The organism is Synechococcus sp. PCC 7336 (assembly GCF_000332275.1).
Classification (GTDB): Bacteria; Cyanobacteriota; Cyanobacteriia; order Thermostichales; family PCC-7336; genus PCC-7336.
In genome coordinates, this window is record NZ_CM001776.1 from 920,451 (window position 1) to 933,240 (window position 12,790).

Genomic DNA, 12,790 nt, shown 5'->3' on the forward strand with positions numbered 1-12,790 from the left:
CGGATAAAACAGGGATAGATAGCAAACGATCTCATGCACAGACTGCTCCCCCCCTTTGCCCGCCTCAACATTTTTAGACTCTTGCCGCCCACGCGCCTGCGCCGGCAGCTCGCTATCATCGGCGGGTTAACCTTCGGCATTGCGGGAGTCTGGTTGATTCAGCAGTTGGGAGACGAGGGCCTCCTGCGGTTGCGCGTGTCTCCTGCCGTTGCCAGAGCAGTCCGATCGTTTCGCTCTGCCAATCCGCTGCCCAACATGGAACTGGGGGTACAAACCCTCTTCACCCGCATGCGGGGGTACACCCCTCCCCCTAACTCCATCGTCATCCTCAGTATTGATAACGCTTCGATGGAACCAGTCATTTTTGAGGAGGATATTGCAGAAAATCCTCTACTGGCAGAGATCGGAGTCTGGCCCTGGCCCCGCAGCGTCCACGCTCAAGCGTTGGAGTTACTGATGGAGGCGGGTGCAAGAGTGGTTGTGTTCGACATCTTATTTAGTCTCCCCAGTACCGATACAGAAGCCGATCTTGCTTTTGCCCGAGCCTTATCTAAGTACAGCGATCGCGTCGTTCTGTCAGCTCAATGTGAAAATCGCTTGGACAGGGGACAACTGCTGCTGCAACAAACTGTGATGCCCCATTTCTGGCAAGACAATCCCGATCTTGCCGTCGGATTTATCAACGTGAAGAAAGAATCGGACACCGCTGTTTACGAACTGGCTAGAATTCATCCCTACAACTGTCCTTTGCTCGGTCGCTCCTCTCGACTCCCCTCTCTCTCCGAAGCAGCAGCGATCGCGAGTGGTTTGGACGCTATCCCCAACCGAGGAGAGTGGATTTATTATTACGGCCAGCCCAATACCTTTCCGATCTATTCCTATCTAGATCTGCTCGTCCCCGAAGTGCGTCGGAAAAATTTGCAAGACGGTGCCATCTTTCGCGACAAAATCGTCATTGTAGGGGCAACTGCCGACATTTTGCAAGACCATCACCTCACCCCCTGGGACTCCATGTCCGGTCCCGAAATTCAAGCCAATAATCTGGCTACTTTGCTCGAAGATCGGGGTTTGCGAGTCCTGCCCAAGTCATGGCAATTTCTTGTGTTGATTGGGCTTGGGTGTGGGGGCGGTTGGTTGGTGACCCGCTGGACCACTACCACCAAGATTGTGCTGTCGACGGCAGGGGTGGTAACGCTTTGGGGAGGGATCGCTTACCTCCTCTTTCTAGCGGGGTGGGTGGTGCCCGTGACGGTCTGGGCGGGGGCAATCGTGTCGGGCATTGGCCTATTCGATGGTGTGAATTGCGCGATCGCCGAGCGCACCAACCGCCTGCGCCTGCGCCGCACCCTCGAACGCTATGTATCTGCCCCGATCGCCGCCGAGATCGTCAGCCAAAAGGACGACTTTCAGCAGATGCTCAAAGGCCGCAACCTCAATGTTGCGGTCCTGTTTTCCGATATTCGCGGGTTTACCACCATCTCCAACCAACTGCCGCCCGACCTATTGGTTCCGCAACTGAATCGCTATTTGGGCACGATGGTGGAGGCCATCACCCAGCAACAGGGTTGCGTCGATAAATTTATCGGCGATGCCGTCATGGCCGAATTTGGCTTCCCCATCAGCGTTGGCCCCCAGCAGGATGCCCTCAATGCCATCAAAGCTGCCCTCGCCATGCGCAAAGCATTGGAGCAATTGCGTCAGGAGTGGCAGCAGCAAGGCAAGCCGCTCATGTTTAACGGCATTGGGATTAACTTTGGCGAGGTGGTGGCAGGCAATATTGGTTCGCCGCAGCGGCTGGAATATACGGCGATTGGAGATGCCGTGAATGTGGCCAGCCGAGTGGAGTCCCTGACCAAAACCCTCGGGACCGATTTACTCGTAACTGAATCAGTTTACGAGCTGGTGAAGGAGGCGATCGAGGTGCGATCGCGCGGTCGCCACCAACTGCGGGGGCGCAGCTCCGAGACAGAACTGTATGAAGTGATTTGCCTCAAAGGAGGGAGCCGAGACCTGTACGATCGCGTGCAAACAGACTTTGCTAACTATCGCGAGCAACGGCAATCTCCTGCAGAGCTGCACACCTCTCAGTTGGACGATCCCAGTCCTTCAGGAGCGGATGCGAGTATTGATGTAACGGTTGAGAATGTCTGAAATGTTAGCTCGAACACCCGAATTGCTCGAAGGCGATCGCGGCAAGATATCCACCCCACTGCCCTGCAGGTATGGAATAGTAAGAGGGAACCTTTGGAGCTGCCGTCGTGGGTTTGCCAGACTTTCAAATTTGCGATAACGATATTTCGACAGACATTCTGGAGTCCTACTCGACCGAGCCTGTCTTAGCCATAGACACCGAAACAATGGGATTGTTACCTCAACGCGATCGCCTCTGTACCGTGCAACTTTGCGACAGCAGCGAGCACATCGTCGTCGTTCGCCTCGAGCGAGGCACGTCCTCCGCCCCCAATTTAAAAATGTTAATGGAAGCCGAGTCGGTGGAAAAGATCTTCCACTTTGCCCGCTTCGACGTCACTGCCCTGAAATACCATCTCGGCATCCAAACCCAACCCCTCTTCTGCACTAAAATTGCCAGCAAACTCGCTCGCACCTACACCGATCGCCACGGCCTCAAAGATTTAGTGAAAGAGCTGTTAGGCGCCGAACTCGACAAAACCTCGCAATCCTCCGATTGGGGAGCCGTCTACGAACTCACCGAAGCGCAACTCCAGTACGCCGCCAACGACGTTCGCTACCTCATTCCCGCTCGCGATCGCCTGATCCGCATGCTCGAACGAGAAGAACGCTGGGACGTAGCCCAACGCTGCTTCGAACACATTCCCACCCGCGTCGATTTAGACATTCTGGGATATGGCAATATCTTCAACCACCATTAGTCAATCATTTCGGCAGGCGCAACAAAGGGCGATCGCTGTATTGCTTGCGATCGCCTCCGAACCCTTATTCTTCTCGCAAGAAATACACACTCATCAACGAGGCATTGACCGCTAGAGCAAAAAAGGCAATGCCCGACACGAATTGCCAGCCCGCCGAGTAACCCGCGAGCCTGCTCTCGATCTCGATCGGCTGGGAAGATCCTTCTATGGCGCTACCGCCACGTTCAACTGAGATCGGAGTCAATTCTGACCCACCCATAGCAGGGCGAAAATCGCGGATCGTAGAGGTAGCGACTTCATTGTCTGCAACAGCAACTGACGAGGCCGTAGAAGGGGCGAGCGTACCAAAACCCGCTAACGCTAGCGCTCCAGCGGCGAGCCAAACCTTTGCTCTGTGCAACATGACTGGGTCTCCTGGCTAAATGCATTCATAGTTTTTCTCGTAAAGACATTGACCCCAAATGTTGGCAGCTAAACCAACGGCTTCTTATTAAGAAGTATTCTCATCTGAGAATAACACAGGCAGTTGTCAATAGTCGCCATAGTTTTGCTTTGCTTGCCTAGCTTGAGGGGCGAGGTCCGTGGAGGGCGATTGGAGCTGTTCGGCCAATTGGTCCCGATCTCCCATGGATGTCATAGCATGGAGTTTGGGTGAAGCCTTAAGCTTGCCAGAGTAGACAGCTCGAAGGATTGGGGGTTGGGATGCATTGGCCGATTCAGTCATGAATCGGGGCTGGATTTATCGAGAACAGGTCGATCGCTGTGCTGCCGGTCAAACCGTCTTGGCCTACTACACCCAACAGCATCGACATTCCAGCCAGACAGAATGGCTCGCCCGGATTGAGGCAGGTCAGATCTGGCTCGACAATCGCCCCGCCACCGCCGCTACCCTCCTTCGAGTCGGCCAACATCTGGCCTATCGCCGCCCCCCCTGGCAAGAGCCCGAAGTTCCCCTCGGGTTTGACATACGCTACGAAGACCCCGATTTATTGGTGGTGGCAAAGCCTGCAGGACTGCCCGTACTGCCGGGAGGAGGATTTCTAGACCATACGCTGCTGAAGCAGCTCGAAGTTCGATATCCGCAAGCCCCGCCTGTCCCCGTGCATCGATTGGGTCGCGGCACTTCGGGGTTAGTCTTGTTGGCGCGATCGCCTCTGGCTAAAGCCGATTTGAGTCGCCAAATGCGCGATCGCCAAATCCATAAGCTCTATCGAGCCTTAATCGGTCCTGGCGATCTGCCCGATCGCTGTGCGATCGAAACGACAATCGGTAAAGTTCGCCATCCCTTGCTGGGATATCTTTACGCTGCGACTGAAACCGGTAAATTTGCCCGCAGTGATTGTCAAGTGCTAGAGCGGCGTTCCGATGCCACCCTGGTAGAGGTGGCGATCTTGACGGGCCGCCCCCACCAAATCCGCATTCATCTGGCTTCAGTCGGCTATCCGCTTTTGGGCGATCCGCTATATGCGATCGGGGGTGTCCCAAAACCCATCCCCCCCACCTCGACGGATAAAGTTCCCCTGCCGGGGGATGGTGGCTATCACCTGCACGCCTGTCGCCTATCGTTTAACCATCCCCGCACCGACCGAGCGATCGCGGTGGAGTGTCTGGCCCCAGAGATTTTATCCTGAGGGTATAAGTCCGCTCATTTTGGATCTTGCAATGCCAGCCACCTCGACCCCAATATCGACCGCGAGGGTTTTTCAGATTTCGCCGCTGATTCGATTCACACTACTCGCGCTGTATTTAGCCCTGACGATTCCTCTACCGATCTTGGCTGAAGTAACGGGAGCGCCCGTGCCGCCGCTGGGCTTGGCCGTCGGTATCGCGATCGGATTAGTGGTTCTGGTTGGAGTATTGAGCGAACGGGTGGAAAGCAGCGATCGCGAGGTTGGCGTGACCTATCCCGTCTGGATTCGGTGGCTGCGCAAGGGCTGGTCGCTACCCTGGTCTGACATTCGCGATCTGTCTTTTCGCACGACGGGCCAAGGGGGTCTCATCTACTATTTTGTCAGCAAGTCTGGCCGAGCCTATCTGCTGCCGATGCGAATTGTGGGCTTTCAGCAATTCCTCGCAAGCGTGCGGGAAAACACAGAAATCGATACCTCGACTGTGCGGGCATTGGCGCAGCCGTGGATGTATATCGCACTGTTGGGATGTACCCTATTGCTACTCTTGACCGATGCCTGGGCGATCGCGACTGGCTTGCAGCAGTTGGGCATCAGTTTGGCGGTGCTTTGAGGCGATCGCCGATCGTCCGAGCCGTCACTTTCCCCATAGCACTCAGCAGCCGCTGGGTTAGAATGCATCTCAATACTCAATCGTTTTTTCCACAATCCCCCCGATGGGTGAACCTCCATCATGGCTGGCAGCAGTTGCTGCCGAAACCGCCAGTACAACCAGCGAGGCCGACATTCTGATTCGTCTCTTGTGGGTGGTACTCCTACTGCTGGTGAACGCATTTTTTGTGGCTGCCGAGTTTTCCATTGTCTCCGTTCGCCGCTCCCGCATCGCTCAGTTAGCGAGTCAAGGAGATGCCAACGCTCTGTTAATTCAGCAAGAACAAGAACAGCTCCGTCAGTTTCTCTCCACGACGCAACTGTGTATCACCATCTCTAGCTTGGCTTTGGGCTGGATTGGGGCAATGCAGGTGGCGCCCCTAATGCAGATAGGCATCCTAGCCATTCCCGGGCTTGGCGGCTGGCTCGAGCGCCCCTCAGTCAACGCTGGTGCGATCGCTGTACTGCTCACCTTTTCGCTCCTCACCTATCTGCAAGTGCTGCTTGGCGAGTTAATTCCTAAAACCCTCGCCATTATTTATTCCGAACCCACCGCCCTGCAACTGATTAAACTCAGCAGTTGGACTAAGTTGCTGTTACTGCCCCTCATCAGCCTGCTGGACTGGTCCTCTGACTTGCTGCTCAAACTGTGCCGCATTCCAGTTCCTGACTCCGCCACCCTCTACGATGCCGTGACCTCCGAAGAGTTACAGCTATTGATTGCCTCGTCAGGCGAATCCGGTAGCTTGGAAGAAGAAGAACGGGAGCTATTGGCGAACGTGTTCGAGTTTGGAGACACGGTGGCCAGTGAAGTGATGACCCCGCGCACCAGTATCGATGCGATCGCCCAGGGCGCTACAGTGCGGGACTTACTGGCAGAGGTGGCCGAGTCCAACCACTCCCGCTATCCCGTCATGGAAGAATCCCTCGATACCATTCAAGGCACTGTCCAGGTGAAAGATGTGGTGGGGGCCTTAGGCCGGGAAGAATGCAGCCTCGACAGCGCGATCGCCCCCTTTGTTAAAAGCGCCCACTTCGAGCACGAAAACAAGCGGGTGGGAGAACTCCTGTCAGAAATGCAGGAGCAACGGCTGCCGCTGGTCATGGTGGTGGACGAGTTTGGCGGCACTGCCGGTTTAATTACCGTGCGGGATTTGGTGGAAGAAATTGTGGGACGCATCTCCGATGATGGAGACGGTCAGCAAGAACCCGAGTTTCAGCGCGTGAGCGACAGCCGCATCTTAGTGCAAGCCCAGGTGGATCTGGATGAAGTGAATGAGGAGTTATCCCTCGAATTGCCCCTGCAGGACGATTACCAAACTCTGGGAGGCTTTTTAATTTATCACATGCAGAAAATCCCCAAAATTGGCGAAACGTTTGTGTACAACAATCTGATTTTTACCGTTGTGGGGGTAGATGGCCCGCGACTCGATCGGGTTCAGATCGAAATTGTCGCTCCTGCTGCGGTAGAGGAGAACGAGACACTGGAAGAGGCCGAAGTGGCAGAGGAGCGATCGATCGCCAGTCCGCCACCCCCGGCACAGTCTTAATACAGCCATGCGCGAGAGGGACTCATACATCTATTTCTCTTCGTCGGCTTGATTGACCAAAACAGCCACTTCCTCGTTGAGTTGTTCTCCGACTGCATCTTCTGTCACATCTAAATCGCAATCCATTTCAAGGCACACTCGCCATTGATTGTTTTGGAGTTTTATAAATCCAAGGGGCTACGGATTCCCATAGCGCCACGGTTGAGGACATGAGTATAAATCATGGTTGTTTTTACGTCTTTGTGTCCCAGTAATTCCTGAATACTCCGAATGTCATAGCCGTTTTGCAGCAGATGGGTTGCAAAGCTATGGCGTAGGGTATGGCAGCTTACCTTCTTTGAGATTTGGGCTTGTTGAGCTGCTTTTTTGAGCGATCGCTGCAGGAAGCCGTCATCTAAATGATGCCGCCTTATGTTGCCACTGCGAGGATTGGCACTCCGCCGTTTTGCAGGGAAAACATATTGCCAAATCCATGCCCTTTCGGCTTTGGGGTATTTGCGGGCTAGAGCATAGGGTAGGTATACAGTCCCATAACCCTGGGCGAGATCGTCCTGGTGTAATTGCTTGACTTGGACCAAATGGGCTTGCAAGAGTGCGGTGATGCTTTGGGGAAGTATAGTGATGCGATCGCGATTCCCCTTGGCATCCCGCACAATAATTTGAGATTGGCCAAAATCGATATCTTTGACCCGCAGGCGTAGTCCCTCTTTACCTCGAATTCCCGAGCCGTATAGCAGCTTGGCCAGTAGCTGATGAGTGCCCTCCAAAAATTGCAACAAGCGTTGAACTTCGTCTACTGTCAAAACCGTCGGCAAATGCTTGGATTGCTTTGCTCTGACTGCTTCAATGGATTCTGCAAGGGGCTGCTTCAGGACATATCGATAGAGGAAGAGTAAGGCACTGAGGGCTTGATGTTGGGGTAGAGGCTGCCACATTGCCTTGTACTGCCAAGTGGGTGAGGAAGGCTTCTACCTCAGCTTCTCCCATCTCATTGGGATGACGTTTATTGTGGAAGAGAATAAAGCGGCGGATCCATTGAACGTAACTTTCTTCCGTGCGATAGGCATAGTGCTTGGTGCGCAGTGCATCTCGCACGCGATCGAGCAGTTTTCTGGGCTTGGTTGATTCATCTATGGTGGGCCGCATAAGATTCCATTTTCAGTGTGTACAAGTGCATATGCAGCCTAAGTACTGCCCAATTTAAAGTAGCAAAGTGGCTGGGATGCTTGTCTGGCAAAGACTACAGCTACTTTTATACTGGTTTCTGTATTTGCATTTTGCCCAGTGTTGTCACTTAATTATCTGAGTGCTACTCTTCTAGTGTGCTGTCTAGGCGAGGACTGTAATGACTTAAGGTTCAAAAAAGGTCTGCGGCTTAGTCTGCAAGTAGAGCCCTAAGTATAGTTAGGTTTCTGCTGTCCTTAAGTTTTGTGGGTACAATTGGGAGGTGCTAACCTGCGATCGCCCTAATGGGTTTAGCTACCGCAAGTTGGCCATCAAACCTAACCATAGGCCCTGAGGCGTACGAAGTCAAGATACGACTAAAAGATATTGTCTAATTGGCTCAGACTTTGGCTTGTCTCTAGATTCTATCAACTATTTTTCGTACTCGACTTTTTGCCGATTATTGCGACATTTTTTGGATTTAATTACTTTTTCTCGATAGTCTGTAGACAGCTTAAGTGAAATGGTTGACTATAACTTAAGCTGCCTCAGTCGCAATATTTTTTACTAATGGAGAGCCTTTCCTTTTGAGAACCATCAAGTATTTGGCTTCGTCATAAGGCTGACGATCTTGCCAGCATCGATATACGATACGAATCCATTTAAATGCCAAGGCACGAATAGCCATCTGATGTGTTTTTCCAATCTGCTTTTGGCGATCGTAAAACTCACTCGCCCAAAATGAATAATGCCGAGAATGATTTGCCCATTCAACAAACGTCTGTCTCAAAAAGGTTGGGCAACTCCAGCGCCAATGAATCCATTCCTTCTTGCCACTCTTTTCCTTGACTGGAGAAATGCCAGAATAACATAATATCTCCTGAGCTGATGTGTAGCGGCTACGATCTTCTCCAAAGGCAACTAATAGGCGGGGAGCTAAGTGGGGACCAGCACCTGGGAAGGATGAAAATAGATCGGAATCAGGGTGAGTAGTGAATATCTTCTCAATTTCTCGATCGAATGACTGAATACTCAGCAGTAACATTTTTAACTGTTGCACCCATGTTCTCATCAGTAACTCCATTGTCTCAATCACACTCTTATCCTCTGTAAGCGGTGTACTATCTTTGATTTGCTCCAAGCGTCGATTGATTGCTGCCTTACGAACGACATTGTGCATATGAAAGAATTTGATTAATTCCTCTGAACTAGCTGCCTGTGCGGCTTTGAGGGTTGGGTGCTCTAACAAGAATTCACAAAAGACCTGGGTGTCCTTATCTTCAAACCACTCCAACACTTGAGGATAATAATTCTTTAATGTCGCAATGATTCGATTGCTCAATCTGACTTTGTCACCCACTAGCTTGCGGCGACTTTCCACAAGTTGGGTTAGCTTTCTTAACTCAGTACTCTGGGGTTCCCAAACATGGAGATGTTCGCGATGTTTGCTCAGTAGTTCTACCAGCAGGGCTGCATCTGTTGGATCGTCTTTGGCACGACTGGGCTTAAAGGCTTGTCGGTACTTAGCGACGGTTCTGGGATTGACAGGATAGAGCACTAGAAAGTCATATTTACATAAGGCATAGATGAGAGGACCGCACTTTTGTTCTGTACAGATTGCGATGCGACTACCACCATAACGTTTTCGTAATCCCTCTACCCATTCGTTAATCGTTTCTGGCCGATGCTCAATAATACAGAATTCGTGAGTTTGTTGTTCGACATCATATAAGCAGATGTCGTGTTTACGGTCAGACCAGTCAATACCAATGTAGGCTGCTTCTGTGGGGCCTGCTGGCGAAGCATTTTGCAAAGAATTGATGATATCCATGTCCATCTTTCCTTGTTGATGTCACAATAGAGCCAGCTCGGAACCCTTGCCTCTGGCGAAAAGATTATGGAAGGATTCAGTGTATCCTTGCCCTGAGGATTCGTTAGTAGAAAGTAAGGGATTAAGGAGAGAGTGCGATCGCTATGGTTATAGGCATCTTACTGCCAGTCACCGCACAGTCGTCACCCTCTCCCTCCGAGCCTGACATCGAGTCTATCTGACCCCTGCGTGGCTCGTCTCCCCATAATTCGCCGCAGCGGATGCTTGGCTAAACTATTGCTCTTCGTTGAGAGTTGATCTAGCACCGCTAACCTCAAGGACGTTAGGCGACTCTGAGCTAACGGGCTGGAATCATCTGAAAGTCTACTTCTAGAAAATGCCATGCTCATTAGGGTTGCCATTTGAAGTTGCTGTAGATTAGAACCGTTTAAACTAACTACTTTCTAAGGCTTTCATGAAAGTGGCTCGCTCCCACGAAAATCTGCTGGAACTCCTACAAAAGAAGGAGCTAGGTGGTGATACCATCTCTGAGGAAGAAATTCTTGAAACGACTGGATGGCAAAAGTCAACTTTCTTAACATATTGGAATAAAGGTCAACTTTCAGATTTTCTGAGTGAAGTTAAGGATGGATATTTTGAAGCCTCTAATTCTATAGACCTTTCTGTTCAAACATTTACACAACTGCTTTCACAAAGTAAGCACAGAAGAGGCTTAGGACACAATTGTAAGTCAAGGTTGGCAAAAGCATTACTCAAGAAATCCAGAGATAATATGCTGTTAGCCCTAGAGCTTTATAATAGGCCTTCTCTGGAAAATAGAATGGATGGCTTTGTCCTTTGTTTCTGTACCGCTTGGGAACAACTCTTGAAAGCTATCTTGATAGAAGAAAAAGGCGAAGAAGCAGTTTTTAGAAAAAGTCGAAATACTAAAGGAATTCGAGAAACTATTTCACTCCGAGATTGCCTAGATAAACTCTACAAAACAGACAATCTGGTTAGAAAGAATATTGAACGAGTTGCATTTTATCGAGATCAAGCTGTTCATCTTCTAATGCCTGAAGTGCAAGGCATAATGTCCAGGGTTTTTCAGTCTGGTGTTTTGAACTATTCGACTAGATTTCAAGAATTTACTGAACTCCCTTTTATTTCATCTACACATTCGGGGATGCTTTCGCTTGTTGGAGATTTAAGACAGCCCTCCATTGCCGCATTGCATAGTAATTACGGTCAAGAAATTGGAAATGAAGTTTCTAGCTTAATTGCTGACTTAACGGAAGAAGCTACAAATACGGATGACATTCAGTTCGCTATACCCCTCAATGTAAGACTTGTTTTTGCTCGAAACGATGAGCAAGGTAATATGATCACTCTGGCAAGAGCGGAAGAGGGAATTGAAGGACTAAAAAAGGCAATTATCCTTGAAAAACCAACAGACCGTGACAAAACACATCCCTTCAAAGAAAGCGCCGCAATAAACGAAATCAACAGGAGACTTTATGAACATTATTCAATCAATGTCCTAGCAGATAAACTGGTTGCCCGTAATAAGATAACTACAAAGCCTGAAATTAACAGTCACTGCTTCCGTTCTGTTGCTGCCAAACTTAAATGGAAAAATAGCAATAATAAATATCATTATAAAAACAAAGATCCTGTTATTCACTATTATTCAGATTTTGCCGTTCAAGAGTTTATTGATAAAGTCATGAACATCGAAGGATATTTAGAAAAAGCTCGGAAAGGCAATTCAAATAAATCTAAGAGAAAAAGAAAGTGATTGAGGGAATTATTTGAGTGGCCTTCCAATATTCTAAGACTTCTAGTGTAGAAGATAAGATAAAGTTATTAGTGTAAATATCGCTTTTCCTACTATTACGTTGGACAGTTCGCGGACAAAATCAGTATCGGAATCTGTAATGTTTTACTCTAGAAGGATTAATAAAGAAACGCAGAAAGTCGAAGTCTGGGAATGCGAGTGGTCAAACAAGGGTACTGGCATGGCGAAGAAGGAATTTCTGCGAAAAATTGGTGACGAAGAAGATATAGCTTTTTCTCACGACGGCTACAGCGCGGCCGATGCCGTTTGTTGGGCACCAGGTAGGACAATCGGCAATATTGCGGTTAGTTCTGAAGAAGCCTTCGGCATGTTTGAGGGAAAATCAGGTGATGATGCTGTACTCCCTTGTCAAATTATCCCCGCAGGCAAATTTCGAAATGGGGCGAAGCGCTGGTATTGCAAGACCCATCAGATACATTGGGGGGTTAAGGCTGACTACGCGGCTACATCCGAGTCAGGAGAAGTCTTTTGCAGTAATCATCTTACAAAGATGAGCTATGTCGTTAACCCTCTAGAGATCGAGTTCAAGAATTTTGAGGAAATTGGTATTTGGTGTTCACTTCCCCCAGCACTTTCCACCGAAGATATCGAGAAAAGAGCTCCTAAAATTCATGTCCATAAGCGATTCCAAGAAGAGTCGAACAAGCTTATAGACAGAGACTTTGATGCAATCGTGTGCTCCTACAACGAAAATATGGGACTCTTTGCTAATCCAGAAATTACAAAGATACAAGTTACACCGCCTGCAGCATTCGAGTTTGTCCGTTCACTGGAGGAGGAACGGGAAATGTCATGTGTTACTTGTAAGAAATGTGGTTACCCACATTTAGACTTAGGCGATTTTGCTAGAAAACCGCACAAAAAGCATTTCTGCGGTAATTGTGGTAACGACAGCATTTGGAGTCCTGAGCCAATTGTCTCTACCCCCCTAAAACCCCTGCATGATCAGTTCAGTAACAGCAATACTTACATCATTCCTGACAGAGCTGTTAATCTTGATGAATACACTGGTTTAAAGTTTGAATTATGGGCATCTACGCCAGCTGTCCTATGGACAGCAAACCGTCCTCAATAAAAAGGAATTCATGCCCATGTTTACGATAGGGGCCGACGAGTTGTTGACGATACCTTTGGAATCGTAATTCTTCACGGCCAGGAGCTTCAACGAGATAAAATGTGGGAAAACATGGTTCAGAATACGCTGTACTGATGTCGCCTAACAACCCTGGTGCAGCGGA

9 protein-coding genes and 1 pseudogene are annotated in these 12,790 nt (G+C 49.7%); 7 read left to right on the top strand and 3 right to left on the bottom strand.

The features are described from left to right. Window positions 1-33: 33 nt before the first annotated feature. Both SYN7336_RS24445 and SYN7336_RS04485 read left to right on the top strand, forming a co-directional pair. On the top strand, window positions 34-2,151 hold the full coding sequence (locus tag SYN7336_RS24445; RefSeq protein WP_017324728.1) for a CHASE2 domain-containing protein: 2,118 nt from the start codon (window positions 34-36) through the stop codon (window positions 2,149-2,151). A 107-nt stretch (window positions 2,152-2,258) separates the two neighbouring features. After that, window positions 2,259-2,891 carry a ribonuclease H-like domain-containing protein gene (locus SYN7336_RS04485; RefSeq protein WP_017324729.1) on the top strand — a complete coding sequence of 211 codons (633 nt, stop codon included), beginning with the start codon at window positions 2,259-2,261 and terminating at the stop codon, window positions 2,889-2,891. A gap of 64 nt (window positions 2,892-2,955) precedes the next feature. Here SYN7336_RS04485 and SYN7336_RS04490 read toward each other — a convergent pair whose 3' ends face one another. Next, on the bottom strand, window positions 2,956-3,294 hold the full coding sequence (locus SYN7336_RS04490) for a hypothetical protein (protein ID WP_017324730.1): 339 nt from the start codon (window positions 3,292-3,294) through the stop codon (window positions 2,956-2,958). Window positions 3,295-3,613: 319 nt separating this feature from the next. Between SYN7336_RS04490 and SYN7336_RS04500 the strand changes: the two genes are divergently transcribed. From SYN7336_RS04500 to SYN7336_RS04510, 3 genes are all read left to right on the top strand, one after another. Next, window positions 3,614-4,522, top strand: a complete 909-nt coding sequence (locus tag SYN7336_RS04500; RefSeq protein WP_017324732.1) for an RluA family pseudouridine synthase — start codon at window positions 3,614-3,616, stop codon at window positions 4,520-4,522. Window positions 4,523-4,553: 31 nt separating this feature from the next. Further along, complete coding sequence (locus tag SYN7336_RS04505) at window positions 4,554-5,132, top strand: hypothetical protein (protein ID WP_017324733.1); 579 nt, start codon at window positions 4,554-4,556, stop codon at window positions 5,130-5,132. Between the two features lie 103 nt (window positions 5,133-5,235). Then, window positions 5,236-6,720 (top strand): hemolysin family protein, encoded by a 1,485-nt coding sequence (locus SYN7336_RS04510; RefSeq protein WP_017324734.1) that lies wholly within the window; start codon window positions 5,236-5,238, stop codon window positions 6,718-6,720. A gap of 161 nt (window positions 6,721-6,881) precedes the next feature. Here the strand turns inward: SYN7336_RS04510 and SYN7336_RS24450 are convergent. Next, window positions 6,882-7,866: pseudogene (locus tag SYN7336_RS24450) on the bottom strand (integron integrase). Between the two features lie 556 nt (window positions 7,867-8,422). After that, window positions 8,423-9,715 carry an IS110 family transposase gene (locus SYN7336_RS04525; RefSeq protein WP_051039760.1) on the bottom strand — a complete coding sequence of 431 codons (1,293 nt, stop codon included), beginning with the start codon at window positions 9,713-9,715 and terminating at the stop codon, window positions 8,423-8,425. Window positions 9,716-10,169: 454 nt separating this feature from the next. Between SYN7336_RS04525 and SYN7336_RS04530 the strand changes: the two genes are divergently transcribed. Then, a complete protein-coding gene (locus SYN7336_RS04530) occupies window positions 10,170-11,492 on the top strand; it encodes a DUF3644 domain-containing protein (protein ID WP_017324739.1) in 1,323 nt (440 codons plus the stop codon). 220 nt (window positions 11,493-11,712) lie between these two features. Then, on the top strand, window positions 11,713-12,627 hold the full coding sequence (locus SYN7336_RS24455) for a hypothetical protein (protein ID WP_202951138.1): 915 nt from the start codon (window positions 11,713-11,715) through the stop codon (window positions 12,625-12,627). Window positions 12,628-12,790: the final 163 nt, after the last annotated feature.